General features: G+C 67.2%; 25 protein-coding genes. 10 read left to right on the top strand and 15 right to left on the bottom strand.

Annotated features, from left to right (window positions below; genetic code table 11):
• Positions 1-53 precede the first annotated feature (53 nt).
• Positions 54-1,466, bottom strand: coding sequence for an amidase (locus tag OU996_RS11075; protein ID WP_267581659.1), 1,413 nt, complete (start codon positions 1,464-1,466; stop codon positions 54-56).
• 111 nt (positions 1,467-1,577) lie between these two features.
• Here OU996_RS11075 and OU996_RS11070 point away from each other — a divergent pair, with 111 nt between their 5' ends.
• Complete coding sequence (locus OU996_RS11070) at positions 1,578-1,715, top strand: hypothetical protein (protein ID WP_267581658.1); 138 nt, start codon at positions 1,578-1,580, stop codon at positions 1,713-1,715.
• 74 nt (positions 1,716-1,789) lie between these two features.
• Here the strand turns inward: OU996_RS11070 and OU996_RS11065 are convergent, their stop codons facing one another.
• Genes OU996_RS11065 through OU996_RS11050 form a run of 4 tightly spaced genes read right to left on the bottom strand, consistent with a single transcriptional unit; the run spans position 1,790 to position 5,678 of the window.
• Positions 1,790-2,824 (bottom strand): extracellular solute-binding protein, encoded by a 1,035-nt coding sequence (locus OU996_RS11065; RefSeq protein ID WP_267581657.1) that lies wholly within the window; start codon positions 2,822-2,824, stop codon positions 1,790-1,792.
• Between the two features lie 28 nt (positions 2,825-2,852).
• Complete coding sequence (locus OU996_RS11060; protein ID WP_267581656.1) at positions 2,853-3,653, bottom strand: ABC transporter permease; 801 nt, start codon at positions 3,651-3,653, stop codon at positions 2,853-2,855.
• Positions 3,646-4,569, bottom strand: coding sequence for an ABC transporter permease (locus tag OU996_RS11055; protein ID WP_267581655.1), 924 nt, complete (start codon positions 4,567-4,569; stop codon positions 3,646-3,648). The genes OU996_RS11060 and OU996_RS11055 overlap by 8 nt, the downstream gene beginning before the upstream one ends.
• Positions 4,570-4,571: 2 nt before the next feature.
• Positions 4,572-5,678 carry an ABC transporter ATP-binding protein gene (locus OU996_RS11050; RefSeq protein WP_267581654.1) on the bottom strand — a complete coding sequence of 369 codons (1,107 nt, stop codon included), beginning with the start codon at positions 5,676-5,678 and terminating at the stop codon, positions 4,572-4,574.
• 158 nt (positions 5,679-5,836) lie between these two features.
• On the opposite strand from OU996_RS11050, the gene OU996_RS11045 reads away from it, so the two are divergent.
• Positions 5,837-7,507: an amidohydrolase gene (locus tag OU996_RS11045; protein ID WP_267581653.1), complete on the top strand. Its 1,671-nt coding sequence runs from the start codon at positions 5,837-5,839 to the stop codon at positions 7,505-7,507.
• Here OU996_RS11045 and OU996_RS11040 read toward each other — a convergent pair.
• The 8 genes from OU996_RS11040 to OU996_RS11005 form a co-directional block, all read right to left on the bottom strand.
• Positions 7,486-8,979, bottom strand: a complete 1,494-nt coding sequence (locus OU996_RS11040; protein WP_267581652.1) for an amidase — start codon at positions 8,977-8,979, stop codon at positions 7,486-7,488. The genes OU996_RS11045 and OU996_RS11040 overlap by 22 nt on opposite strands.
• 168 nt (positions 8,980-9,147) lie before the next feature.
• Complete coding sequence (locus OU996_RS11035; protein WP_267585684.1) at positions 9,148-9,633, bottom strand: BA14K family protein; 486 nt, start codon at positions 9,631-9,633, stop codon at positions 9,148-9,150.
• Positions 9,634-9,918: 285 nt separating this feature from the next.
• Complete coding sequence (locus OU996_RS11030) at positions 9,919-10,356, bottom strand: GlcG/HbpS family heme-binding protein (protein ID WP_267581651.1); 438 nt, start codon at positions 10,354-10,356, stop codon at positions 9,919-9,921.
• A 136-nt stretch (positions 10,357-10,492) separates the two neighbouring features.
• Positions 10,493-11,506: an amino acid ABC transporter substrate-binding protein gene (locus OU996_RS11025; protein WP_267581650.1), complete on the bottom strand. Its 1,014-nt coding sequence runs from the start codon at positions 11,504-11,506 to the stop codon at positions 10,493-10,495.
• A gap of 34 nt (positions 11,507-11,540) precedes the next feature.
• The gene (locus OU996_RS11020) at positions 11,541-12,158 is read right to left on the bottom strand and encodes a L,D-transpeptidase (RefSeq protein ID WP_267581649.1); all 618 of its coding nucleotides are present in this window, start codon (positions 12,156-12,158) and stop codon (positions 11,541-11,543) included.
• A gap of 224 nt (positions 12,159-12,382) precedes the next feature.
• Positions 12,383-13,708 carry a xylose isomerase gene (gene xylA / locus OU996_RS11015; protein ID WP_267581648.1) on the bottom strand — a complete coding sequence of 442 codons (1,326 nt, stop codon included), beginning with the start codon at positions 13,706-13,708 and terminating at the stop codon, positions 12,383-12,385.
• Positions 13,705-15,162, bottom strand: a complete 1,458-nt coding sequence (gene xylB, locus OU996_RS11010) for a xylulokinase (protein ID WP_267581647.1) — start codon at positions 15,160-15,162, stop codon at positions 13,705-13,707. The genes xylA and xylB overlap by 4 nt, the downstream gene beginning before the upstream one ends.
• Positions 15,163-15,194: 32 nt before the next feature.
• Positions 15,195-16,232 carry a LacI family DNA-binding transcriptional regulator gene (locus tag OU996_RS11005; RefSeq protein ID WP_267581646.1) on the bottom strand — a complete coding sequence of 346 codons (1,038 nt, stop codon included), beginning with the start codon at positions 16,230-16,232 and terminating at the stop codon, positions 15,195-15,197.
• A 281-nt stretch (positions 16,233-16,513) separates the two neighbouring features.
• Here OU996_RS11005 and xylF point away from each other — a divergent pair, with 281 nt between their 5' ends.
• From xylF to OU996_RS10965, 8 genes are all read left to right on the top strand, one after another.
• Entirely contained in the window at positions 16,514-17,554 is a 1,041-nt protein-coding gene (gene xylF / locus OU996_RS11000) for a D-xylose ABC transporter substrate-binding protein (protein WP_267581645.1), read from the top strand.
• Between the two features lie 112 nt (positions 17,555-17,666).
• Positions 17,667-18,977, top strand: coding sequence for a sugar ABC transporter permease (locus OU996_RS10995; RefSeq protein ID WP_267581644.1), 1,311 nt, complete (start codon positions 17,667-17,669; stop codon positions 18,975-18,977).
• Between the two features lie 10 nt (positions 18,978-18,987).
• Positions 18,988-19,797, top strand: coding sequence for an ATP-binding cassette domain-containing protein (locus OU996_RS10990; RefSeq protein WP_267581643.1), 810 nt, complete (start codon positions 18,988-18,990; stop codon positions 19,795-19,797).
• 98 nt (positions 19,798-19,895) lie between these two features.
• On the top strand, positions 19,896-20,285 hold the full coding sequence (locus OU996_RS10985; RefSeq protein ID WP_267581642.1) for a hypothetical protein: 390 nt from the start codon (positions 19,896-19,898) through the stop codon (positions 20,283-20,285).
• An 87-nt stretch (positions 20,286-20,372) separates the two neighbouring features.
• The gene (locus tag OU996_RS10980) at positions 20,373-20,912 is read left to right on the top strand and encodes a copper chaperone PCu(A)C (protein WP_267581641.1); all 540 of its coding nucleotides are present in this window, start codon (positions 20,373-20,375) and stop codon (positions 20,910-20,912) included.
• 97 nt (positions 20,913-21,009) lie between these two features.
• Complete coding sequence (locus tag OU996_RS10975) at positions 21,010-22,377, top strand: PepSY-associated TM helix domain-containing protein (protein ID WP_267581640.1); 1,368 nt, start codon at positions 21,010-21,012, stop codon at positions 22,375-22,377.
• Between the two features lie 57 nt (positions 22,378-22,434).
• Positions 22,435-22,851 carry a winged helix-turn-helix domain-containing protein gene (locus tag OU996_RS10970; protein ID WP_267581639.1) on the top strand — a complete coding sequence of 139 codons (417 nt, stop codon included), beginning with the start codon at positions 22,435-22,437 and terminating at the stop codon, positions 22,849-22,851.
• A gap of 51 nt (positions 22,852-22,902) precedes the next feature.
• The gene (locus OU996_RS10965) at positions 22,903-23,100 is read left to right on the top strand and encodes a hypothetical protein (RefSeq protein ID WP_267581638.1); all 198 of its coding nucleotides are present in this window, start codon (positions 22,903-22,905) and stop codon (positions 23,098-23,100) included.
• Between the two features lie 9 nt (positions 23,101-23,109).
• Here the strand turns inward: OU996_RS10965 and modC are convergent, their stop codons facing one another.
• Together modC and modB are read right to left on the bottom strand one after the other, a co-directional pair.
• Entirely contained in the window at positions 23,110-24,207 is a 1,098-nt protein-coding gene (gene modC / locus OU996_RS10960; RefSeq protein WP_267581637.1) for a molybdenum ABC transporter ATP-binding protein, read from the bottom strand.
• Positions 24,204-24,893, bottom strand: coding sequence for a molybdate ABC transporter permease subunit (gene modB, locus OU996_RS10955; RefSeq protein ID WP_267585683.1), 690 nt, complete (start codon positions 24,891-24,893; stop codon positions 24,204-24,206). The genes modC and modB overlap by 4 nt, the downstream gene beginning before the upstream one ends.
• Positions 24,894-24,979 lie beyond the last annotated feature (86 nt).

Raw genomic sequence — 24,979 nt, 5'->3', positions numbered from 1 at the left:
CCCCAAGGGGCGCCGGTGCTTTGACTGCACGTTACGCCGCGCGGCGAACGGTTCTAGGCGGTGAGAACCGGCGGCCGGCGCTGCGGCCAGTGCGTCGCCTGATGATAGGCTTCACCCGTCGCCAGCACGCGGGCGTCCGTGCCCGCGCGTCCGATGAGCTGCATCCCCATTGGCAGCCCCTGATCGCCGAAACCGCAGGGCACGGCGAGGGACGGCAGGCCGATGAGGCTGACCGGCACCACCACCTCCATCCAGCGGTGATAGGTGTCCATCGCCCGGCCATTGATGTCCCGCGGCCAGCGCCAGTCCGCCGGGAAGGGCCAGACCTGCGCCGAGGGCATCACCAGCAGGTCATAGGTGTCGAACAGTGTTGAGGCGACATGATACCAGCGCGAGCGGATAAGGCTCGCCGCATAGGCGTCAGCAGCCGTCACGCCGCGTCCGAACTCGATTTCCCACACCGTCTCCGGCTTCAGCAGCGCCCGCTTGTCGGGGTCCACCCAGAGCGCACCCTTGCCGCCGGCATTGAGGAAGCCCCGCAGGTGGATCCAGGCCGTCCACAGTTCCTCGGCGGGGAAAGGCGGCGGCACGTCGTCGATCGTGGCGCCGAGTTGCTCAAGCACCTCGAGACCTTGCCGGCAGAGATCGAGAATGCCGGGCTCGCACGGGTAGGCCCCGCCCCAGTCGCCGAGCCAGCCGACCCGAAGGCCGGTGAGATCGGCCGGAGGCCCCGGCTCATAACGGAAGGCCGGGCGCGGGAAAGGCGCGGCGGGGTTCTCGCCGGACAGCGTTTCCAGAAGCCGGGCGACATCCTCCACCGTGCGCCCCATCGGCCCGTCGGTCGCCATGGTCGCCATGAAGGTCTCGCCCTCCGCATCGGCGGGAACGAGGCCCCAGCTTGGCCGGAAGCCATAGACATTGCAAAAGGCGGCAGGGTTGCGCAGGCTGCCCATCATGTCCGAGCCATCGGCGACCGGCACCAGCCGCGCCGCCAGCGCCGCCGCCGCCCCGCCTGAGGAGCCGCCCGCCGCGCGGGTAATATCATACGGATTACGCGTCACGCCGTAGACGGGATTGAAGCTGTGGCTGCCATGGCCCCATTCCGGCGTGTTGGTCTTGCCGGTGAAGATCGCCCCGGCCGCGCGCAGCCGGGCGGCGACGAGATCGTCCGCCGCCGGCACATGGTCGCGGTGGAGCGGCGAGCCATAGGTCGTGCGCAGCCCGCGCACCGCCACCAGATCCTTCACCGCATGCGGAAGGCCATGCAGCCAGCCACGCGGCGCGGCCTCGTCGGCGGCGCGGGCCTCGTCCATCAGCACATCCGGGTCGCGCGGGGCGACGATGGCGTTGATGGTATCATTTGCCAGTAGACGATCGAGATAGGCGGCCATCACCTCCGACGGACGCACCTCGCGGGTGGCGATGAGGCGCGACAACTCGCTGGCCGTGAGGTCCATCAGTGACATGGGCGTGTCCACAAGCCGACCGAAGCGACAGGGAGTAGTACGCATTGCCTAAGGGCAGGATCAATCTACACTAGAATACGCGTACACGAATGCGCGCGGCGAAGATTTGCGATGACCCTGCTACGGTTTCAACTCGCGCTGATGCTGGTTCATCTGGCGGCCCTGGTGGCGCCAGCAAGCTTCCGGCCGCGCTTCATCACCTTGACCGAGAGTCTGCGCTCGATGGTCGAGATGCTCAATGAGCGTTGAGCGGTCCAACCTGATCGCTCTCATCGGGTAGAGATCCCGGCGAGCCCAGCCCGCCGGGATTGGTCAGGTGGGTATTACTTGTTCACATCGGTCCAGATGCGCGCATAGAGGTCGGAAACCTCCGGCGGGCAGCTCGCGAGGAACTCGCCGGCCTTCTCGAACTGCGCCGGCACGGTCAGCTCCGGGGCGTCCTTCATATCGGCCGGGAAGAACTTCTCCGATCCCTTGATGCCGTTGGCATATTTGGCGAAGGCCGAGATCAGCGCGGCGTTCTCCGGCTCCATGATGAAGTTCATGAACAGCTTGGCGTTCTCGACATTCTTGGCGTCCTTCAGGATCACCACGCTGTCCATGAACACCGGGTAGCCTTCCTTCGGATAGCCGAAAGCGATGTCCGGGTTCTTCAGGCGCGAGCGCAGGATGGCGCCGTTCCAGTAATAGACCGCGGCGTAGTCGCCCGAGGGCAGCTTCTCGGTCACGCTGTAGTCCATGGCCAGCCACTTTGGCTTGGCTTCCAGCAGCTTGTCGCGGACCTTCTTCAGCACCGCCTTGTCGGCCGTGCACCAGTCGCCACCGACATATTTGATGGTGGCGAAGAGAACGTCGTTCATCTCCGGCTCGACATTGATCTTGCCGACGAGCTCCTTCGGCGGATCGAGGAAGATGGCGGAGGTGTTGATGTCGCCGCTATAGACCTTCTTGTTGATGCCGATGCCACTCAGGCCCCACTGCCACGGCACCGAATAGTGACGGCCCGGATCCCACGGCACATTCACCCAGCGCTCGTCGACATTCTTGAAGTTCGACATCTGGTCGGGGCGGGCCTCCAGCAGCAGGCCTTCCTTGACCCAGATCTGCATGTAGTTGGCCGAGGGCACCACGATGTCGAAGCCATGGCCGCCGGCGCGGATCTTGGCCAGCGCCGTGTCGTTCGAATCGTAGTCGGTGACGCTGACCTTGACCTTGTACTGGTCCTCGAACTTCTTGATCAGCTCGGGGCTGGTGTAGTCGCCCCAGTTGTAGATGTTGAGGTTGCCCTCGGCCGCGGCGCTGCCGGCAAGACCCAGCAGGGCGAACGCCGCCGAGGCGGCCGTCATCTTCCAGTTCATGTTCCGTCTCCGTAAGGTCTCGTGATCGTTAGGTCTTGCGGCGGTTGATGAAGAAGAACGCCGTCACCAGAACCACCGACAGCGCCAGGAAGGCCGTGGCGATGGCGTTGATCTCGGGGGTCACGGCGCGGCGGATCTGGCCGAGCATGTAGGTCGGCAGGGTGTCCTGCCCGCCCGATTTGACGAACTCGGTGATGACCACGTCGTCCAGCGAGATGACGAAGGCGAGCATGAAGCCGGCGATGATGCCGGGCCTCAAGAGCGGCAGCGTCACCCGCCGGAAGGCCATCCACGGCGTCGCATAGAGATCGGCCGCCGCGCGCTCCAGCGTGGAATCCATGCTCTCCAGACGCGCGCGGATCGGCAGATAGGCGAAGGGAATGCAGAAGGCGGTATGGGCGATGATCAGGTAGCCAAGCCCGGAATAGCCGGTCCACACCTTGATGCGCGAGAACACGATCAGCAGCGCCACGGCGGTGACGATCTCCGGCACCATCAGCGGCGTGTTGATGAAGGCGTATTTGATGCCGAGCCCGCGATAAGGCGCCGTCCGGGTGGTGGCGATCGCCGCCATGGTGGCGGCGATGGTGGCGATGGTCGCCGCGCTCACCGCGATGATGAGCGAGCGCCACGCCGCATCCTGCACGGCGCGGTTTTCCCACGCATCGGCGAACCAGCGCAGCGAGAAGCCGCCCCAGGAGGTGACGGATTCGCTCGCGTTGAAGGCATAGGCGACGAGCGTCAGGATTGGCAGATACAGCATCGCGAAGGTGAACATCGCGATGGTGCCGAAGCCGGTCTGGGAGCGTATGTCGAAATGCCTAGCCATGCTGCGCTCCCGTGCGTGCGGCGTTGCGCACATAGAACAGCAGGGCCACCATCACCGCCGCCATGAGCGCGATGGACAGCGCCGCGCCGAGCGGCCAGTTGCGACCGGAGCCGAATTGCAGCTCGATCAGATTGCCGAGCATCATGTTCTTGCCGCCGCCCAGCACGCGCGGGATGACATAGGCGCCGAGCGAGGGAATGAAGACGAGGATCGAGCCGGCGATGATGCCGGGCTTGACCAGCGGTATGATGATGCGACGGAGCACGGCGAGGCGGCCGGCATAGAGATCATAGCCCGCCTCGACCAGACGGAAGTCCAGCTTCTCCATGCTGGCATAGAGCGGCAGCACCATCAGCGGGAGGTACACATACACCATCCCGAACAGGATCGCCCAGTCGGTGTACATGATCTGCAGGGGCTGATCGATGACGTGCAGCCACATCAGCAGCGTGTTGAGAATGCCCTCGTTGCGGATCACCTGCTGCATCGCGAAGGTGCGGATCAGCAGATTGGTCCAGAACGGGATGGTGACGAGGAACACCCACATCTCGCGCGTATGGCGCGGCCGCGTCGCGATGAAATACGCCGTCGGGAAACCGAGGGCGAGCGTCGCCAGCGTGGTGATCATCGACAGCCGAACCGAGCGCCAGATGATCGAGAGATGCGCGTCGGCAATGGCGACGGTGTCGTCGAACATGTCCCGCTGGAGAAAGACGGAGAACCATCCGTCGAGCGAGAACTGGCCGAATTTCACGTCGCCATAATCCCCCTTCGCCATGAAGGAATAGGCGAGCATGACGAAGAGTGGGCCGATGGCGGCAACGAAGATGATGGCGAGAGCCGGAAGCGAGAGCAGCCAGCGGCTGCGTACCCGTTCCCGTTCGGCCCGTTCGGCGGCTTCCGCAGCACTGGCCATGGTCAGTCCCTCAGCACCTGGGCCGCATCGGCGGCGATGTCGATGCCGATGCGGTCGCCCACCGTGAAGCCACAGGACTGGCTGCGCGAATTCTGCTGGCGCACCATGAACACGGCCCCGTCGCTCAGCCGCGTATGGATATGCGTGTCGGTGCCGAAATAGACGACGTTCTCCACCGTGCCGGAAAGCTGCCCGCCCGTCGTCACCGCCCGCGCATGTTCGGGGCGCACCACAACGGTAACGCTGCCGGCGGGATTGGCGCCCTCCGCAATGCTCGCGTCGATCTCGGCGCCGGAAGAGAGCCGCACCCGCGCCATGGCACCGGAAGTGCCGATAACCGCTGCCGTGAGGAGGTTGGTCTCGCCGATGAAGTCGGCGACGAAGCGATCCGCCGGCTTGTCATAGATGTCCCAGGGCGAGCCGATTTGCAGCACCTTGCCCTTCGACATGACCGCGATGCGGTCGGACATGGTGAGCGCTTCTTCCTGGTCGTGCGTGACGAAGACGAAGGTGATGCCGGTCTCGCTCTGCATCCGCTTGAGCTCGATCTGCATTTCCTTGCGCAGCTTGTAGTCGAGCGCCGAGAGCGGCTCGTCGAGCAGCAGCACCTTCGGGCTCGGCGCGAGCGCGCGAGCGAGCGCGACGCGCTGCGCCTGGCCGCCAGAGATCTGGTCGGTGCGCCGGCCGGCCAGTTCCTCCATCCGCACCAGCTTCAGCATGGCGGCAACGCGGCTGGTGATCTCGGCCTTGGGCTTGCCGAGCATCTCCAGCCCGAAGGCGATATTCTCGCGCACGGTGAGATGCGGGAACAGCGCGTAGCTCTGGAACACCGTGTTGATCGGCCGCTTGAAGGGCGGCAGGCCGGCAATGTCCTCGCCATGCAGCAGGATGGCGCCTTCGGTCGGGTATTCGAAACCGGCGATCATGCGCAGCAGTGTAGTTTTACCGCAGCCGGACGGTCCGAGAAGGGTGAAGAACTCGTTCTCGCGAATCGCGATCGACACATTGTCGAGGGCCCGAAGCGCTGTCGGCCCCTGCCCGAACTCCTTGACGATCCCCCTTGCCTCAATGGCCACACGTTGTTCCCGCGCCAAGGAAGGGTCCGGCATACTCGCACCTGTTTTCGTCTGATCGCCGCTCTGCGGGCGCCGTGGAACCGGGCGCCCGTTATTGTTGAGGGGAGCCTATTAGACGGCTTGGCGGGCGACAAGGCGTCCGGCTAAGAATGTGATCAAATTTTGGGACGGTCTAAAATTTGGGAGCCGCCATGCCGACCGCCGATCTCGTGATCGAAAATGCCCGCCTCATCACCCTGGATCCGGCGCGCCCGCGCGCCGAGGCGATCGCGCTGAAGGACGGCCTCATTCTGGCGGTGGGCTCGCGCGCCGAAGTCGCCGCGATCGCCCCTTCCGCAGCCCGGAGGATCGATGCCGGCGGCGCCAGCGTGCTGCCGGGCTTCATCGACAGCCATATCCATCTCTTCACCGGCGGCGCGCAGCTCTCCAACCTGTCGCTGGCCGGCGTCGAAGGGTTCGACGCCATCGCCGGGGCGGTGCGGGCCCGTGCGGCGGCAGAGCCGGGCGACGGGCTGCTCATGGTCGAGCAGGCGGCCTATGCCATGTTCGGCGCGAACCAGCCGATCACCCGCCATATGCTCGACCGCGTGCTGCCGGATCGCCCCCTCGCCTTCTTCGCCAGCGACCACCACACCATGTGGGCCAACACGCCCGCGCTGAAGATGGCGGGCATCCTCACCGGCTATGCCACGCCGCCGGGCGCCGAGGTGGTGATGGGCGACGATGGCCTCGCTACAGGCGAACTGGTGGAGTTCGAGGCCTTCGCGCCCATGGCCGCCCTCTCCCCGAGCGGTGGGCGCGACGCGCTCGGCTTGCTTGGCAAGGAGCCCGCCTCCCCGCCGACCGCCGCCCAGCGCGCCATCGACCGTGGGCTTATCGAGCGCGGCCTCGCCTATTGCGCCTCGCTGGGCATCACCAGCTTCCACAACATGGACGGCAATTTCTATCAGCTGGAGCTGATGGAGGAGATCGAGCGGGCCGGCGGGATGATCGTGCGCGGCCGTGTCCCGTTCCGCTACATCCCCGGCATGACGCTGGCCGATCTCGGCAAGGCCGAGGAGATGCGCCGGCGCTGGACGTCCGACCGGCTGACGGCGGATTTCGTCAAAATCTTCATGGACGGCGTGGTGGAATCCTACACCGCCCACATGTTCGAGGATTATTGCGGCCGGCCGGGCGTGAAGGGCTCGTCCTTCTTCGAGGCGGATGAGTTCGACGCCATCTGCGTCGAGGCCGACCGGCTCGGCTTCCAGATCGCCGTCCACGCCATTGGCGACGCGGCGGTCAACCGCACACTGAACGGCTATGAGGCGGCGCGGCGCGCCAATGGCCCACGCGACAGCCGCCACCGCATCGAACACATCGAACTGCTCGCCCCATCTGACCTGCCGCGCTTCACTGAGCTCGGCGTCATCGCCTCGATGCAGCCGACCCACGCGCCGGGCGGCGCCTACCCGACCGAGCCGATCCTGTCGATGATCGGCAAGGAGCGGCTCAAGCTCGGCTATTCCTGGCAGACCATCCGCGACACCGGCGCGCGGCTCGTCTTCGCCAGCGACTGGCCGGTGGCCGCCCTCGATCCGCTCTACGGCATCAAGACCGCGATGACGCGCGGCCCGATCTTCGAGGGCGCGCCGGATGAGCGGCAGTCGCTCATCGATTCGATCGCCGGCTTCACCGCGGATGGCGCCTTCACCGAGTTCACGGAAGACCGCAAGGGCGTGCTGAAGCCCGGCTACATGGCCGACGTCGTGATCCTCTCCGGCGACATCGAGGCGACGGCGCCGGAGGCCATTGATGAGTTGAGGGTCGCCGCCACGATCTGCGGCGGCGACGTTACCTATGAACGCAGCGCCGCGTAGCTGACGGGCGGGCGCTTGTCGAACCAGGGCAGCGCCTCCTCAATGCGGGCGCTGAGGTTGATGAGCAGTTCGTCGTTGCCATAGGCCGCGGCGATCTGCACGCCCACCGGCAGCCCCTCCGCCGTCCAGTGCAGCGGCAGCGAGGCGGCGGGCTGGCCGGAGGCGTTGAACGCCGCGGTGAAGGGCGAGTAGGCGAAGACCTGCCCGGGCCCCATGCGGTAGTCGACATAATCGTCGGAGCGATGGTTGAACCGCCCGAGCTTGGCCGGCGGCTCGGCCAGCGTCGCCGTCAGCAGCACGTCATAGCGCTCGAAGAACATCGCCATCTCGCGGCCATAGGCGTGGACCTTGTTGATCGCCTCCAGATAGTCCGCGCCGCTCACCGTGCGGGCATAGGCGATGGCACCGCGCGCAATCCCCTCGATCTCGCCGGCCTCCAGCGGCCGGCCACGCCGGCGCACGGCGCTCTCCACCGAAAGCGCGGAACCGCAGGCAACAATCTTGGTCCAGGCCGCCATCATGCCGGGCGTGTCGGCCTGCGGCAGCGCCTCCTCGACCATATGGCCCATGCTCTCCAGCAGCTTCGCCGTCGCCTCCACCGCCGCCCGGCATTCGGGATGGATGGCCTCGCCGACCAGCGAGGTGGTGGCGAAGCCGATGCGCAGGCGCCGGGTCGGCCGGTCCATCGCCTTGCGATAGCCGGTCTCCAGCGCCGGGGCGACATAGGGAGCGCCGAGGTCCGGCCCCTGGCAGGCGTCCAGCAGCACGGCGCTGTCGCGCACGGAGCGGGTGAGGAAGCCGTCAATCGCCATGCCGGCCCAGCCTTCGCCGACATAGGGACCGTCGGGCAGGCGGGCGCGCGTCGCCTTGAAGCCGTAGAGCCCGCAGCTTGAGGCGGGAATGCGCACCGAACCGCCGCCATCCGAGCCATGCGCCGCCGGCAGGATGCCCGCCGCCACCGCCGCAGCGGCCCCACCCGAGGAGCCGCCGGGCGTGTGGTCGAGATTCCAGGGATTATGGGTCGGCCCGCCATAGACGGCAGCCTCGGTCGTCGGCCCGACGCCGCCCTCGGGCGAAGTGGTGCGCCCGAAGGTCACAAGGCCCGCCGCCTTGATGCGGGCATAGATCGAGGAGTCCTTGCCGTAATGGGTATCGGCAAACAGCCGCGAGCCGTTATTCGAGGGGAAGTCGATGGCCTCGCAGCCAAGATCCTTGATGAGGAACGGCACGCCGCGCAGCGGTCCCTCGCACAGGCCCTCGTCGATCAGCCGGCGGGCGACCTTCTCCCGCAGCATGGTGACGGCGTTGAGCTTGGGGTTCAGCGCTTCGACGCGGCGCAAGGCTTCATCCAGCAATTCGCCGGGCGTGACCTCGCGCTTATGCGCGAGCTCGGCCAGAGCCACGGCGTCGCTACGATCATAGAGAGTGGCGATATCCACGATGGAGATTTCCTGCCGAAGGCGGCCGCTCATCGTGGCGGCGCGCCGGACTCACGGGATGCCAGCCGGAGAGGCCGCGCCTCTTTGTGAGCCGAGGACGCGCGGGGCGCAATCCATCGCCCTGCGGAAGCTCCATACAAAACGCCCGCCCTGGGACCAGGACGGGCGTTCATCACGTGGTGGTCGACTCAGTCAGATGCCTCAATAGGGCGAGACACACTGCTGGCGACGGCCGTTATAGGGCTGGAACGTGTTGTCCGAGGCGCGGTACGAGCGGTACTGCTGCGAACACCACGCCACATGGCCGCTGCCCCCGGAAGACGCGGAGGAGCCCGGCTGCGCAGCGATCGCGCCGCCGATCAATGCACCGGCTGCGAAGGCGCCGGCGGGGAACCACCAGCCATTGCGCTGGCGATAGCCGGGACGGTAATTACTGTAGCCCCGATGGCCGTTGTAATAGTGGCGGTTGGACTGGCGATGATAGCCCCGACTGGGGCGTGCGATATGGCGACCGCGTGCGTAGTAGCGCCCCGGACGCGCTTGAGTCTGCTGCACCAGTTCGCTCATGCTGCCATTGCGCGAGGCACCGGTGTCATTCCACGGGGCGGCTGCGACGGGCGCAATATTCACCGAGAAAAGCGTCGCCGCGGCGGCGAGAGCGACGGTAAATTTCTTCATAATTATCATCCTCCAAGACAGCTTTCCAGAACGCACCAAACGACGACACGTCTGGAGGATTGCCGGTTCCATTGGCCTATTCGGCAACGATACCTGTTGACGAGACAGACTGAACCAAGGCGACTGTGAACGGAGAACGCAGAACTGTCAGAACAGTTCCCTCAGCAGCGCACAGGTCTACCTCTGGGCGTAGGATACTGCACGAACGGAGGATGGCTGCCGCGCGAGGTCGCGCGGCAGAGCGGTACTGAAGTCAGACCATCAGAGACGTGTGCGGCGCGAGCCGCAGGCTGCTCAGTCGGCGCCGGGATCGCCGACAAGCCCCACCGCCGCGATGCCGGCAAGCGCTGCCGCCTCGTCGTTCTCGGAGGTGTCGCCGGAAATGCCGACCGCCCCCACGACCGCGCCCTGCGCATCGCGGATCAGCACGCCGCCCGGCACCGGCACCAGCGCGCCGCCGACCACGTGGCTGACCGCGCCGACGAAGAAGGCCTGCTCCTTGGCGCGCTTGAAGATGGAGCGCGAGCCCATGCCGAGCGAGAGCGCGCCATAGGCCTTGCCATGGGCGATCTCGAAACGCTTGAGGCTCGTGCCGTCCTCGGAGGCGGCGGCCTTCACGGCGCCGCGCGCATCGAGCACGACCACGGCCATCGGTTTGAAATTGCCGGCGCGGCACTGCTCCAGCGCGGTAGCCAGAATGGTCTGGGCGGCGGCAAGACTGAGTTCGGACATGATCCCTCCCCTGGGATGTCGTGGCTGTTCTGATGCCGCCCAATGCGCCCGGAACCGCGCGCCCGTCAACGGGCCGGCATGAAAAAGCCGGCGGTTCGCGCGAACCGCCGGCTGTGGTTGCAGAGTGCGTCCGCCGTCAGCGGATCGGCGGGGCGTACTGGATACCGCCCATGCTCCAGAGCTGGTTGATGCCGCGCGGAATCCCGAGCTTGGAGCCGGTGCCGACATTGCGCTCGAACACCTCGCCGTAATTGCCGACGCTCCTGATGATGCGAACGGCCCAGTCCTTGGTCAGGCCGAGCTGCTCACCATAGGTGCCGTCCGTGCCGACGAAGCGCTTCACATCCGGCTTCTGCGAGCCGAGCGCCTGGTCGAGCGTCGCCTGGCTGATGCCGAGTTCCTCCGCGTTCAGCAGCGCGAACAGGCTCCACTTCACCACGTTCAGCCACGCATCGTCGCCCTGTCGCACCACGGGACCGAGCGGCTCCTTGGAGATGACGTCGGGCAGCACGACATGGTCGGCGGGCTTGGGCAGCTTCAGGCGCAGCGCGTAGAGCTGAGAGACGTCGGTGGTCAGTACGTCGCATTTGCCGTCGGCATAGGCCTTGACCACTTCGTCGACCGTCGGCAGTTCGATCAGCTCCAGCGCCATGTTGTTCTGGCGGAAATAGTCCTGCGCGTTCAGCGCGCTGGTGGTGCCGCGCTGGGTGCAGACCTTGGAGTTGTTCAGCTCCAGCGCGCCCATCACGTTCTTGGAGACCGGCACCAGAAAGCCCTGGCCGTCATAATAGGAGATGCCGGCGAAGAGCAGCTTAAGCTCCGCCTCGCGCTGCAACGTCCAGGTCGAGTTGCGCGAGAGCAGGTCGACCTCGCCCTTCTGCAGCGCCGGGAAGCGCGCCTCGGCGGAGAGCGGCACATACTCCACCTTGGCCGCATCACCGAGCACGGCGGCGGCCACACCCTTGCAGAAATCAACGTCGAAGCCGGTCCACTGGCCCTTGTCGTCCTTGGCCGAGAAGCCGTCGAGCCCTTGGCTCACGCCGCATTTCAGCGTGCCGCGCGCCTTCACATCGGCAAGCGTATCGGCGTGCACGAGGCCCGTCGCGAAGAGAGCGCCGGCAGCGGCCAGCGCACATGCGAGCTTGTTCATAGTTCCCCCAGTCGAACGATGCGATGCGGCGGCGTCAGAGTTCCGGCGCCTGCCGGATCACGACCTTGGTGCCCACGGGCACGCGGTTGTAGAGGTCCTGCACGTCAGCGTTCACCAGGCGGAAGCAGCCCGACGACACGGCCATGCCAATGGTGTCCGGCATGTTGGTGCCATGGATGCGGTAGACGGTCTGGCCGAGATAGAGTGCGGCCGCGCCCATCGGGTTGCCGGGGCCGCCCGCCATGAAGCGCGGCAGATAGGGCTGGCGCTGGATCATCTCCGGCGGCGGGGTCCAGTCCGGCCATTCCGCCTTGCGGCTGACCTTCTGCAGGCCCGACCACTGGAAGCCCTCGCGCCCGACGCCGATGCCGTAGCGCAGCGCGCTGGACGGCCCGAGCACCAGATAGAGGAACCGCTCATTGGTGTGGATGATGATCGTGCCGGGCGGCTCGTTATTGCGGAAGAACACCGGCTGGCGGCGCAGCTGCGGGTCGAGCTGCTCTTCGCCCGGCGAGGGCACGTAGCCGGGCTTTTCCGGCACGTCGACGATCTGGTTGCTGAGCGCCGCCGGGGGGCGCATCTGGGCATCCGCAGCGGTGATGGAGAGGGCCGCGGCCGCAACCGCCATGAGGCCCGTCAGACGAAGGCGCATTTCCTACCCCTTTAAGGCTTCGCCGCTCTCGGCGAGCTTCATTCACGCGCGTGACAGGTCGATGATGGCCCTGCCGCGGCGCGACGACGCCGGACGACGATTCAACAGTCGCTCCCGGTGCCGATCGAAAGGGGGAATTGCCGCCAAGTCAATCATGCACGTCGATCACAAAGGACCGCCTGCGCCAGCTCGCGGGTGCCGGCGCAGGCGGGATTTCCGCTGGATCAGCGGAAATAGCTGCCCGCAAGGGCTTCAAGCCGCTCCTGCTGGCCGGAACGCGGCTGCGGGTTCAGATTCTCCGACGCCACGCGGGCGGCGATCGAGTCGAGCGAGGCGCCCGGTTCCAGCATCGCCTTGTTGGCGGGCTGGTCCCACCCGGCATAGCGGGCATCGACCGCCTTCTGCAGCGCGCCGTCCTCGATCATATCGGCGGCGACCAGCAGGGCGCGCGCGCACACATCCATGGCCGCCGCATGAGCGATAACGAGATCCTCCGGGTCGATCGACTGGCGGCGCACCTTGGCGTCGAAATTGGTGCCGCCGGTGGTGTAGCCGCCTGCGCGCAGGATTTCGTAGAAGGCGAGTGCGGTGTCCTCGACATTGGTGGGGAACTGGTCGGTGTCCCAGCCGGACTGCGCATCGCCCTTGTTCATGTCGATCGAGCCGAACACGCCGAGCGCGGCGGCCATGGCGATCTCATGCTCGAAGCTATGGCCGGCAAGGGTCGCGTGGTTCGCCTCGATGTTGAGCTTCACTTCCTTTTCGAGCCCGGCGCGGCACAGCAGGCCGTAAACGGTCGAGACGTCGAAGTCGTACTGGTGCTTGGTCGGCTCCTGCGGCTTCGGCTCTATCAGGATCGTGCCCTTGAAGCCGATCTTGTACTTGTGCTCGACGACCATGTTGAGGAAGCGGCCGAGCTGGTCGAGCTCGCGCTTCAGATCGGTGTTGAGCAGGGTCTCATAGCCCTCGCGGCCGCCCCACAGCACATAGTTCTCGCCGCCCAGCTCATGGGTGACTTCGAGCACGTTCTTCACCTGCGCGGCGGCATAGGCGAACACATCCGGGTCGGGATTGGTCGCGGCGCCCGCCATGAAGCGGCGGTTGGAGAACAGGTTGGCCGTGCCCCAGAGCAGCTTGGTCTTCGAGGTCTCCATCTTCCGCGCGAAGATCTCGGCGATCGCCCGCACATTGGCGTTCGACTCGGCCAGCGTCGCGCCTTCCGGGGCGATGTCGCGGTCATGGAAGGCGAAGAACGGCACGTCGAGGATGTCGAACAGCTCGAAGGCGATGTCCGCCTTGGCGCGCGCCAGCGTCATCTCGTCGGCGCCGTGCATCCATGGGCGGAAGAAGGTTTCGCCGCCGAAGGGGTCGCCACCCGGCCAGGTGAAGCTGTGCCAATAGGCGACCGCGAAGCGCAGATGGTCTTCCATCCGCTTGCCGAGCACGACGCGGTCCTTGTCGTACCAGCGGAAGCTGAACGGGTCGCGGCTATTCGGGCCGGCATAGGCCAGCGGCGCGGTGGTGGGGAAGAACCCGGTCGGGCTGGTCATGACGTCGCTCCCTTCAAGGCGGGGTACAGGGCCCGGTAACGGGCGTGCCGCTCCGCATAGGCGTTTTGCAGGTCGGGGGTGGGATGAATGGTCTCGATCCGTCGCGGCGGCAGGCACACGCTGGATGGGGCTTCGCCGGTGGCGGCCATGCGGGCGAGACGGGCGGCACCGAAGGCCCCGCCGCGCTCGCCATCCTCGATGCGGTTGAGCGGCAGGCCGAGCACATTGGCGAGCACGCCGATCCAGAAGCGCGAGCGCGAGCCGCCGCCGATGACGTCGGCCTGATCAAGCTTCGTGGCTGCCGCGGCGAGCGCGTCGAGGCAGTCCTTGAAGGCGAAGGCGACGCCTTCCAGCACCGCCTGCGTCAGCGTCTCGCGCGAGGCGTCATGGTCGAGCCCGATGAAGGCGCCGCGGATCGCCGTGTCGTTATGCGGCGTGCGCTCGCCGGAGAGATAAGGCAGGAACAGCGCCGGCGAGGGCGCGCTTGGCGCGTCGCCAAGCGGCGCGAGCAGGTCGCCCGGCGCGATCTTCATCGCCTCCGACCACCAGCCGAGCGCCGAGGCGGCCGACAGGATCACGCCCATCTGGTGCCAGGTGGCGGGAATGGCGTGGCAGAAGGCGTGGACGCTGGACTGCGGGTTTGGCGCGTAGCGGTCCGTGGTTGCCCAGAGCACGCCGGAGGTGCCGAGCGAGACGAAGGCATTGCCCGCGCCGATCGCCCCGAGGCCGACCGCGCCGGCGGCATTGTCGCCAGCGCCGCCCGCCAGCACCGGCGGCGTCTCCATGCCCCAGCGCGCGGCCAGCTCGCCCTTGATCCGGCCCGCCGCCGCATTGCCCTCGACGAGGCGCGGCATGTGATCGCGCGAGAGATCGGTGGCGGCGAGCGCCTCGTCCGACCAGTCGCGGCGCGCGACGTCCAGCCAGAGCGTGCCGGAGGCGTCGGACATTTCCTCGACCATCTCGCCGGTCAGGCGATAGCCGACATAGGCCTTGGGCAGCAGCACCTTGGCGGTGCGGGCGAAAATCTCCGGCTCATGCTTCTTCACCCAGATCAGCTTAGGCGCGGTGAAGCCGGGGAAGGCGAGATTGCCCGCCACCTGGTGCAGTGCAGGGAAGCGTTCTTCCAGCTCACGGCATTCCGCCGAGGAGCGGCCGTCATTCCACAGGATCGCCGGGCGCAGCACCGCGCCGGAGGCATCCAGCAGCACCGCGCCATGCATCTGGCCGGAGAGGCCGATGCCCCGCACGGCCGACAGCGCCGCCGGCTGCTGGGCCTTGAGCGCGTCGATGCTGGCGAGCGTCGCCTGCCACCAATCTTCCGGGTTCTGCTCGCTGAAGCCCGGCTGCGGGCGCGCGATGGCGAGCGGCGTCTCGGTGGTGGCGAGCACCTTCTGGTCGCCGTCGACCAGCACCGCCTTGACGGCGGAGGTTCCAATATCGAGGCCGAGAAACATGCCTCACATTCCTTGTACGCGGAGGGGTGGGATCACGGGAGGTTGTCCCGCAGGAAGATGTCGATGCGGATACGCTCCTGCTCGTTGAGCAGCGGCTCGCCGGCGCAATGGGCCAGCAGGACGCGGGCGGCCGAGCGCGACTGGTGGCCGGCATCCTGGTTGATGACCGCGTCCATCACGCCGCGCAGCAGAAAGCGGCGGGTATCGTCGGTCAGGTCATGGCCCACGAACACAAGGTTCTCGGCCCGGTTCGCCGCGACGATGGCGGAGCCGATGCCGCGATTGCCGGCACCGACATTGTAGACGCCGACGAGGTCCGGCACCTCGTTCAGCAGGCGGGTGGTGATGGCCTCGGCGCGCTCCTCGTCGTCGAGGCTTTCCTGCGCAGGGAGCACGGTGAGGTCGGGATATTCGCCCGACAGCACCTGCATGAAGCCGAACTGCCGCTCGGCATGGTCGCGCAGCGCCGGCGTGCCGACGATCAGCCCGATGGAGCCCATGCGCCCGCCGACGAATCGGCCGATCAGCGTGCCGGCGGTGCGCCCGGCGGCGATGTTGTCGATGCCGACATAGTGCAGCCGGTGCGAGGACGGCACGTCCGAGACCAGCGTGACGACGGCGATGCCCGACGACACGAGATCGTCGATCGCCGCCCGCACACGCGGGTGATCGAGCGCGACCACCGCCACGCCGTCATAGCGCCCCACCAGACCTTCGAGGGTGGCAACCAGCGTTTCCGGGGCAAAGACGTCGACGCGCACCGCGTCGATATAGGCGTTGTTGGCGGCGAGCCATTGGGCGGTGTTGGCAACCTGCTCGGCCAGCATCCGCATGAAGACGTTCGAGCCGGCCGGCAGCACGAAGCAAAATCGGTAGGTCTCGCCCCGCGCCAGCCGCGCCGCGGCGAGGTTGGGCCGATAGCCCAGACGCGCCACGGCGTCCTTCACCCGACCGGCGGTCGCATCGCGCACGCCGGTCCGCCCATTCAGCACGCGATCAGCCGTCGCCAGCGAAACGCCGGCCTCGCGGGCCACGTCCTGGAGGGTGATGCGTGAAAGGGGTCTGGACATACCGTCATGTTGCCCTCAAAATCTGAGGTACGCAACTCAGGACGCGAAGCCTTGAGATTAGACCAAAAGGTCAGGGTCATTGCCTAAGGAATTTGCTAATCACTGCCTCTGACCCGTCTTTTTGAGGTATGATGAGGTTCAGTCGGTCTTGCACGACCGACCAAAAAAACAGGGCGTTTCGTCCCCTCTGAGGTTCGAACGTCAAAAATGACCGCGGCACGCCTCAGGCTGAGGCGCCAATGCCGAGCGGCGCCCCGCATCTCATCCTTTGGGAGGAACGCATGAAGTCGAGCCTGAGCCTTACTCTCGCCGCGCTGGCGACCGTCGTCACCGTGGGCGCCGCCCGCGCTGCCGAGCCCGTGGTCGGCGTCTCCTGGTCGAACTTCCAGGAAGAGCGCTGGAAGACCGACGAAGCCGCCATCAAGAAGGCGCTCGCCGCCGCCGGTGCCAAGTACATTTCCGCCGATGCGCAGTCCTCGGCCGCCAAGCAGCTCTCGGATGTCGAGGCGCTGATCGCGCAGGGCGCCACCGCCCTCATCATCCTCGCGCAGGATTCGGACGCCATCGCCCCCGCCATCACCAAGGCGCAGAACGAAGGCATCCCGGTCGTCGGTTATGACCGCCTGATCGAGAACCCCTATGCCTACTACATCACCTTCGACAACAAGGAAGTCGGCCGCCTGCAGGCGCTCGAAGTCGCCAAGGTGAAGCCGAAGGGCAATTACATCTTCATCAAGGGCTCGGCCTCCGACCCCAACGCCGATTTCCTGTTCTCCGGTCAGATGGAAGCCCTCAAGGCCGCCATCGACAAGGGCGACATCAAGAATGTCGGCGAGGCCTATACCGACAGCTGGCTGCCGGCCAATGCCCAGCGCAACACCGAGCAGATGCTGACCGCCAACAACAACAAGGTGGACGCGGTCGTCGCCTCCAATGACGGCACCGCCGGTGGCGCCATCGCCGCCCTCGCCGCGCAGGGCCTTGCCGGCTCCGTGCCGGTCTCGGGCCAGGACGCCGACTTCGCCGCGCTGAACCGCATCGCGCTGGGCACGCAGACCGTGTCGGTGTGGAAGGACTCGCGCGAGCTCGGCCAGAAGGCCGCCGAGATCGCCCTGGCCCTCGCCAAGGGCACCGATGCCAAGGCGATCCCCGGCACCACCACCTTCACTGGCGGGCCGAAGAAGCAGGCGATGAACTCGACCTTCCTGAAGCCGATCCCGATCACCAAGGACAATCTGGGCGTGATCATCGAGGCCGGCTGGGTGCCGAAGGCGACCGTCTGCCAGGGCGTGAAGCCCGGCACGGTCAAGGCCTGCGACTGACCCCAACGAGTATGCGGCGGAGCCCAGGTTCCGCCGCATCCCCATAAGGCGCCCCGCGCGACAGGCCTTGAGGCCCGCGCGGCCACGCTCCGACGCCCCCAGGAGGACGCTCATGACCGAAACCACGACGGCGGCCACACCCGTCTCGTCATCCCAACCCCAGGCCGCGCCGACCTCGTTCATCCGCGCGCTTGAAATCGACATGCGCTTCCTCGGCATGGTCGGCGCCCTCGCCGCCATCTGGATCGTCTTCGACTTCCTGGCCGACGGTACCTTCCTGACCCCGCGCAACCTCTGGAACCTCTCGGTCCAGAGCTCGTCCATCGCGGTGATGTCGACCGGCATGGTGCTCATCATCGTGATGCGCCACATCGACCTGTCGGTCGGTTCGATCCTCGGAGTCACCGGCATGATCATGGCGGTGTTCCAGGTCAGCTATCTGATGCCGACCTTCGGCTTCAACCATCCTGCGGTCATGGCGCTGACGCTCGTCGCCGGCATCGCGGTGGGTGCGGCGATCGGCGCCCTGCACGGCTTTGTCATCGCCTATCTCGGCGTGCCCGCCTTCATCGTCACGCTGGGCGGCCTGCTGGTCTGGCGCGGCGCGGCGTGGGCGGTGGCCGAGGGCAAGACCATTCCGCTGGTCGACGACAATTTCAAGCTGCTCGGCGGCGGCGCCAGCGGCTCCATCGGCGCTACCTGGAGCTGGATCGTCGCGGTAATCGCCTGCCTCGCCATCGCCTTCGCCACCGTGCAGGCGCGCCGCCAGCGCCAGCGCTTCCACTTCCCGCTGAAGCCCGTCTGGGCCGAGGTGACCACCATCGTCGCCGGCTGCCTCGCGGTGATCGGGGCGACGCTGATCGTCAACGCCTACACCCTCCCCGCCGCCCTCGCCCGCCGCTACGCCGAGGCTGCCGGCATTGAGGTGCCGCCGGAAGGGCTGAGCATCAGCTTCGGCTATGCCGTGCCCGTGCTCGTGGCACTCGCCGTCGGCATCGTCATGACCTTCGTGACCAACCGCACCCGCTTCGGCCGCTACGTCTTCGCCATTGGCGGCAACCCGGAAGCGGCCGAACTCGCCGGCATCAACACCAAGCGCGTGACGCTCGCCGTCTTCGCGCTGATGGGGGCGCTCGCCGCCATCGGTGCGGCGATCTCCACCGCCCGCCTCAACTCGGCGACCAACGCGCAGGGCACGCTGGACGAGCTCTACGTCATCGCCGCGGCGGTGATCGGCGGCACCTCGCTCTCGGGCGGCTCGGGCACCATCGCCGGCGCCATGATCGGCGCGCTGGTCATGCAGAGCCTTCAGTCGGGCATGGTGCTGATGCGGGTCGACACGCCCTACCAGAACATCGTGGTCGGCATCGTCCTGGTCTTCGCGGTGTGGCTGGACACCGTATACCGCAAGCGCTTCAAGTGAGGGCCGGCACATGAACAGCGTCGCAACCACCACCGCAGCCGCCGCCCGCACCGGCACGCCGCTCGTCGAGATGCGCGACATCGCCATCTCCTTCGGCGGCATCCGCGCCGTCGACAATGTCAGCGTCGATCTTCATCCGGGCGAGGTCGTCGGCCTGCTCGGCCACAATGGCGCGGGAAAATCCACCCTCATCAAGATCCTCGCCGGTGCCTACCGGCCGGATTCCGGCGAGATCCGTATCGGCGGCGAGAAGGCCGACATCTCCAACCCGCGCGACGCCAAGCGCTACGGCATCGAGACGATCTACCAGACGCTGGCGCTCGCCGATAATGTCGACGCCGCCGCCAATCTCTTCCTCGGCCGCGAGCTGATGACCCCGTGGGGCACGCTCGACGACGTGGCCATGGAGGCGGCGACGCGCGAGGTGATGGGCCGGCTCAACCCGAACTTCCGCAAGTTCAAGGAGCCGGTGCGCGGTCTCTCCGGCGGCCAGCGCCAGTCGGTCGCCATCGCCCGCGCCATCCACTTCAACGCCAAGATCCTGATCATGGACGAGCCGACCGCCGCGCTCGGCCCGCAGGAGACCGCGCAGGTCGGCGAGCTGATCAAGCAGCTCAAGGCGGAAGGCATCGGCATCTTCCTCATCAGCCACGACATTCACGACGTCTTCGACCTCGCGGACCGGGTGAGCGTGATGAAGAACGGCAAGCTGGTGGGCAGCGCCCGCACCACGGACGTCACCAAGGACGAGGTGCTCGGCATGATCATCCTCGGCAAGTGCCCCCCCGGCGCCACCCCCGGGCCCGGCGCCAGCCTCTGAGACGTTTCCCGGGACAGCGGCGCCGTGCCGCTGTTCCGGGCCGTCGGGCGGCGTGCTACATCACGGGCTGAAACGTCGCCGAGGGAGCGCCGGCCGGCATGACCGCCCACCGCAGCACATTGCGTCGGATGACGATGGCCCTCGCCATCGCCTATCTGCTTGTGCTGCAGGCGATCATCGGCGGCATCGCCTCCGGCGCCCATGCCGCGGGCCTCGCCTCAGGCACCATGGACCTGGTCATCTGCCGAGGCGCGCAGGATATCGCGCCCTCCCCGGCCGGGCCGGTTGATTCCACACACCACACGCCGGAATGCTGCTTCTCCGGCTGCCAGATCAACGCCGTCGGCAGCCTGCCGCCGGTGTCCATGGCCGGCATCGGCGTACCCGCCCCACGGCCGGCGGTGCGCATCGAACCGACGGCTGCGCTCCATCACCCCGCGGGGCTGGAACGCTCTCCGCGACACGCACGGGCCCCTCCCCTCGCCTGACGCACCGCCCCAACGCCGGGGCTTCATCGTCAGTCGAACATGCCGGCCATCGCCCTGCGGGGTCCGCCGGCCAAGGGAGTGCCTTCCATGATCCGCTATCTGTTCAGCCGCGTCCTGCGTCACACCGAGGACCGCGTGGGTTTCCTCGTCCTCGCCGCCGCTCTCACCTTCTTCGCCGTCCAGCCCGCCTTCGCGCATGGCTTCAAGGTCGGCGAGCTTGAGATCGGCCACCCCTGGGCGCGCATGACGCCCTCCGGCGCCAAGGTCGGCGGCGGCTATCTCTCGATCGAGAATGAGGGGAAGACGGCGGACACGCTGGTCTCCGCCACCGCCGAGATCGCCGACCATGTCGAGATTCACGAAATGGCCGTCAAGGACGGCATCATGACCATGCGCATGCTGCCGAACGGGCTGGAAATCCCGGCCGGCGGCGAGGTGAAGCTGGCTCCCGGCGGCTTTCACCTGATGTTCATGGGCCTGAAGCAGCCGCTGAAGGAAGGCGAGAGCTTCAAGGGCACGCTCACCTTCGCCAAGGCCGGCACGGTGAATGTCGAGTTCAAGATCGAGGGCATGGGTGGTCCCGCCGGGCATGACGCCCATAGCGGCCACGGCACGCCAGCGAACTGACCGCAGCCGCCTCACGTCTGAACGCCATCGCAGCGTGTCGCGCCCGGCTCTCCCGCCGGGCGCTTGACCGCGGCCACCCTGCCGGGAAACCCTTCCGATGACCGCTACATCCGTATCCGCCGACCCCACGGCCGAGGCGAGCGAACGCTCGGCCAATCTCTACCGCGCCGTCTGGCGCTGGCACTTCTATGCCGGGCTGCTGGTGCTGCCCTTCATGATCCTGCTGGCCGTCACCGGCGGGCTCTATCTGTTCCGCGACGAGCTGGACGGGCTCTGGCACCGCGACCTCAAGCAGGTCGCCATGCAACAGACCGCGCCACAGGCCCCGAGCGCCTGGATCGCCTCGGCTCTCACCGCGCATCCCGGAACGGTGGTCAAGATAATCACACCGTCCACCTCATCGGCCTCCGCCGAGGTGGTGGTGAAGACCACCGCCGGCACCCGCCTGTCGGTCTATGTCGACCCCTATGATTCCCGTGTGCTCGGCGACCTGCCCGATCGCGGCACCATCATGTGGCTGATCCGCCGCCTGCACAGCCTCGCGGAATTCGGCCCCATCGCCAACGGCATCATCGAGATCGTCGGCGGCTGGTCGATCCTGCTGGTCGCCACCGGCTTCTATCTCTGGTGGCCGCGCCAGCAAACCGGGGGCGTGGTGAGCGTGCGCGGCACCCCGAAGAAGCGGGTGTTCTGGCGCGATCTCCATGCCGTCACCGGCGCCTTCGCCGGCCTCGCCATCGGCTTCATGTCGCTCTCCGGCATGCCGTGGTCGGTGCTATGGGGTGCCAAGGTCAATGAGTGGGCCAATTCCTCGAACTATGGCTACCCAAGCGGCGTGCGGACCAATATCCCCATGTCGGACGAGCATCTGGAGCACGTGAACGGGCCGACGACCTGGTCGCTGGAACAGGCCAAGGTGCCGGTCTCGACGGCGACGCCCGGTCAGCCCATCGGCATCGACGCGGCCGCCGGGATCATCGACAAGCTCGGCGTCTCGCCCGGCTACACGCTGAGCCTGCCGACCTCGCCCACCGGCGTCTACAGCGCCTCGATCTACCCGGACGATCTCGCCAAGCAGCGCGTGGTGCATCTCGACCAGTATAGCGGCAAGCCCCTGATCGACATGAGCTATGCCGATTACGGCCCGGCCGGCAAAGCGCTGGAATGGGGCATCAACATCCATCTCGGCCAGGAGTTCGGCCTCGCCAACCAGCTCTTCATGCTGGCGCTCTGCTTCGCCGTCATCCTGATGTCGGTGTCGGCGGCGGTGATGTGGTGGAAGCGTCGCCCCAAGGGCTCGCTCGGCGTGCCGCCGCTGCCGACGGACCTGTCGGTGATGCGCGGGCTCATCGCCATGATGGCGGTGGTCGGTCTCATCTTCCCGCTGGTCGGCGCCTCGCTGGTGGTGATGGTGCTGCTCGACTTCGCCTTCGGCCGCCGCCGCACGCGCATGCGCACCGCCTGAGCCCTTTGCCCGGCGCGCCTCTTCACCTAAGTTCCGGCTTAACGTGAAGGGGCGCGCATGGCTCGGGGCAAGGTGGACGACGTGAAGGAGCCGGCGCGCAAACCGCGCGACGGCCTTTTCATCCGCGTCTATTTCGGCGATGGCCGGCATATCGGGCCGGGGATGATCGAGCTTCTCGAAACCATCCGCACCGAGCGCTCCATCCTCTCCGCCGCGCGCAAGATGGGCATGAGCTACCGCCGGGCCTGGCTGCTGGTGGACGAGATCGCCGGCAATTTCCGCGAACCGGTCGTCGTCACCCATCCCGGCCGACGCGGGCATGGCACCGATCTCACACCCTTCGGCGAGCGGCTGATCGCGCTCTATCGCGGCATTGAGGCGTCGAGCGCCACCGCCACGCGCGCCGCCGTGGACGAGTTGCGCGCCACACTCACCCCACCCTCCCCCGAGCCGCCGAGTGGCTCACAGGGGTAGCGCGGAACCTTTCGCGGGCCGGCGTTGTTTCCGCTTCAACGCGGAGGCCGCATGCAGACCCTGATTATCGTTATCCTGATCCTCGTTCTTCTCGCCGGCACCGGCTTCTTCGGCCACCGCACCGGCGGGGTGCGCGGGCTGATCATCGCCCTCGTCATCGCCCTGCTCGTGCTGGCGGTGATCGGCTTCGTCAGCGATGAGTTTGCCGTCGGGCCCGGCGTCGCGCCGATCATGCAGGGGCCGAACTGAGGTCTCGCGCTAAGCCGCGATGTCCGGCGGGCGGCTGTCCACCGCGACGGTCTTGACCATCGCCCAGACCTCCTGACCCGGCCGGATGGCGAGACGGGCGATGCTCTCGCGCGTCACCATGGCGACGAGGCGGCTGGGGCCGACGGTGAGATCGACATCGGCGTAGGGTCCATCAAGCTGGCGCACCGCTTCGACGCGCGCCGCAAGCAGATTGGACACTGACACGCCCTCGGGGCGAGCCAGCGCCAGTGCCACATCGCGGGCGCGCACCCGTGCCCGCACTTTCGCTCCAAGCGGGCGTGCCACGTGCGGCACGCGCAGCACCCCGCCAGCGAAGGCAAGTTCGGTCAACCCATACTGCGCGTCATGCCGCGCCACCGTGCAGTCGAGCAGCGCGCCGGCGTCAAAGCGGCCGATGATCGGCACGATCTCGGGGCTGGCCATGACATCAACCAGCGGCCCGCACGCCACCTGTCGCCCGCCGGCCAGCACCACCATCACATCGGCCAGCCGCATCACCTCCTCGATGGCGTGGCTGACATAGAGGACGGGCAGCTTCACCTCGTCGCGCAGCCGTTCGAGATAGGGCAGGATCTCCGCCTTGCGCGCGGCATCGAGCGCGGCAAGCGGCTCATCCATCAGCAGCAGACGCGGCTGCGCCAGCAAGGCGCGCCCTATGGCGACGCGCTGGCGCTCGCCACCGGACAGCGTGTGCGGCCGGCGGTCGAGAAGCCCATCAATGCCGAGCAGGTCCACCACCGCCTCGAAGCGGATCGGCCGCTCGACGCTGCGCGTGCGCCGCTCGCCATAGCGCAGGTTGCGCGCGACCGACATGTGCGGGAACAGCCGGGCGTCCTGGAACACATAGCCAACGCGCCGCGCCTCGATCGGCAGGTCGATCCCGCGCGCCGCGTCGAAGAAGGTCTGCCCATCGACGACGATACGCCCGGCATCCGGCCGCACCACGCCGGCCACGGCCTGGATGATCGTGGTCTTGCCGGCCCCCGAGCGGCCGAACAGCGCGGTGACGCCGGCCGCCGGGGCGGTGAAGGCGGCGGACAGGGTGAAGCCATCCGGCCGCGCGAGGCGAAGGTCGATCTCGATCATGCGCGCCCGATCATCACCCGGATGCGCCGGTCGACCAGGTTGGCGAGCAGCAAGGAGGCCAGCGCCAGCACGATGGAGACGAGGGTAAGCCGCAGCGCGGCGGCATCGCCATCGGGCATGTGGGTAGCGGAGTAGATGGCCAGCGGGATGGTCCGCGTCTGGCCCTCAATATTGGAGACGAAGGTGATCGTCGCGCCGAACTCGCCCAGCGCCGAGGCAATGGCGAGCAGCGCCCCGGAGAGCACGCCGGGCAGCATGAGCGGCAGTGTCACGGAGAAGAAGACGTCGAGGCGCGAGGCGCCGAGCGTGCGCGCCGCCGTCTCCAGTCCCCGGTCAACCGCCTCAAGCGCCAGGCGGATGGCGTTCACCGTGAGCGGGAAGCTCACCACGGCGGCGGCGACGGTGGCGCCCGCCGTGGTGAAGATCAGCTTGATGCCGAACCAGGCGTCGAGATACTGGCCGATGGACCCGCGCGCCCCGAGCGTGATGAGCAGCAGATAGCCCACCACCACCTTCGGCAGCACCAGCGGCAGATAGATGATGCCGTCGAACAGGCCCTTGCCGGGAAAGTCGAGCCGCGCCAGCGCCCAGGCGGCCAGCACCGCGATGGGAAGGCTCCAGAAGGTGGCCCAGAACGCCACCCTCAGGCTCAACAGCACGGCCGCCCATTCCTCGGGGGTGAGCATGCTCATCTCAATCCGTCATCCCAGCCGGAGGCGAAGCCGGAGAGCCGGGAACGCATGTTCCATCCTCGGCTCCCGATCCCGGATAC

The organism is Ancylobacter sp. SL191, from assembly GCF_026625645.1.
Lineage (GTDB): Bacteria > Pseudomonadota > Alphaproteobacteria > Rhizobiales > Xanthobacteraceae > Ancylobacter.
The sequence above is the reverse complement of the archived record's forward strand: the minus strand, read 5'-3'. Positions and strand labels throughout refer to the sequence as shown.

Excerpts from the sequence above, each read along its gene's own strand:
- OU996_RS10970 (WP_267581639.1), top strand. The coding sequence starts at position 22,435 with ATGGCTCGGGGCAAGGTGGACGACGTGAAGGAGCCGGCGCGCAAACCG.
- OU996_RS11025 (WP_267581650.1), bottom strand. The coding sequence starts at position 11,506 with ATGAACAAGCTCGCATGTGCGCTGGCCGCTGCCGGCGCTCTCTTCGCG.
- OU996_RS11070 (WP_267581658.1), top strand. The coding sequence starts at position 1,578 with ATGACCCTGCTACGGTTTCAACTCGCGCTGATGCTGGTTCATCTGGCG.
- modB (WP_267585683.1), bottom strand. The coding sequence starts at position 24,893 with ATGCTCACCCCCGAGGAATGGGCGGCCGTGCTGTTGAGCCTGAGGGTG.
- OU996_RS11030 (WP_267581651.1), bottom strand. The coding sequence starts at position 10,356 with ATGTCCGAACTCAGTCTTGCCGCCGCCCAGACCATTCTGGCTACCGCG.
- xylA (WP_267581648.1), bottom strand. The coding sequence starts at position 13,708 with ATGACCAGCCCGACCGGGTTCTTCCCCACCACCGCGCCGCTGGCCTAT.
- OU996_RS11060 (WP_267581656.1), bottom strand. The coding sequence starts at position 3,653 with ATGGCTAGGCATTTCGACATACGCTCCCAGACCGGCTTCGGCACCATC.
- OU996_RS11020 (WP_267581649.1), bottom strand. The coding sequence starts at position 12,158 with ATGCGCCTTCGTCTGACGGGCCTCATGGCGGTTGCGGCCGCGGCCCTC.
- OU996_RS11050 (WP_267581654.1), bottom strand. The coding sequence starts at position 5,678 with ATGCCGGACCCTTCCTTGGCGCGGGAACAACGTGTGGCCATTGAGGCA.
- OU996_RS10965 (WP_267581638.1), top strand. The coding sequence starts at position 22,903 with ATGCAGACCCTGATTATCGTTATCCTGATCCTCGTTCTTCTCGCCGGC.
- OU996_RS10995 (WP_267581644.1), top strand. The coding sequence starts at position 17,667 with ATGACCGAAACCACGACGGCGGCCACACCCGTCTCGTCATCCCAACCC.
- OU996_RS11075 (WP_267581659.1), bottom strand. The coding sequence starts at position 1,466 with ATGTCACTGATGGACCTCACGGCCAGCGAGTTGTCGCGCCTCATCGCC.
- OU996_RS11040 (WP_267581652.1), bottom strand. The coding sequence starts at position 8,979 with ATGAGCGGCCGCCTTCGGCAGGAAATCTCCATCGTGGATATCGCCACT.
- xylF (WP_267581645.1), top strand. The coding sequence starts at position 16,514 with ATGAAGTCGAGCCTGAGCCTTACTCTCGCCGCGCTGGCGACCGTCGTC.
- OU996_RS11065 (WP_267581657.1), bottom strand. The coding sequence starts at position 2,824 with ATGAACTGGAAGATGACGGCCGCCTCGGCGGCGTTCGCCCTGCTGGGT.
- OU996_RS10985 (WP_267581642.1), top strand. The coding sequence starts at position 19,896 with ATGACCGCCCACCGCAGCACATTGCGTCGGATGACGATGGCCCTCGCC.
- xylB (WP_267581647.1), bottom strand. The coding sequence starts at position 15,162 with ATGTTTCTCGGCCTCGATATTGGAACCTCCGCCGTCAAGGCGGTGCTG.
- OU996_RS10980 (WP_267581641.1), top strand. The coding sequence starts at position 20,373 with ATGATCCGCTATCTGTTCAGCCGCGTCCTGCGTCACACCGAGGACCGC.
- modC (WP_267581637.1), bottom strand. The coding sequence starts at position 24,207 with ATGATCGAGATCGACCTTCGCCTCGCGCGGCCGGATGGCTTCACCCTG.
- OU996_RS11055 (WP_267581655.1), bottom strand. The coding sequence starts at position 4,569 with ATGGCCAGTGCTGCGGAAGCCGCCGAACGGGCCGAACGGGAACGGGTA.
- OU996_RS11005 (WP_267581646.1), bottom strand. The coding sequence starts at position 16,232 with ATGTCCAGACCCCTTTCACGCATCACCCTCCAGGACGTGGCCCGCGAG.
- OU996_RS10975 (WP_267581640.1), top strand. The coding sequence starts at position 21,010 with ATGACCGCTACATCCGTATCCGCCGACCCCACGGCCGAGGCGAGCGAA.
- OU996_RS11035 (WP_267585684.1), bottom strand. The coding sequence starts at position 9,633 with ATGATAATTATGAAGAAATTTACCGTCGCTCTCGCCGCCGCGGCGACG.
- OU996_RS11045 (WP_267581653.1), top strand. The coding sequence starts at position 5,837 with ATGCCGACCGCCGATCTCGTGATCGAAAATGCCCGCCTCATCACCCTG.
- OU996_RS10990 (WP_267581643.1), top strand. The coding sequence starts at position 18,988 with ATGAACAGCGTCGCAACCACCACCGCAGCCGCCGCCCGCACCGGCACG.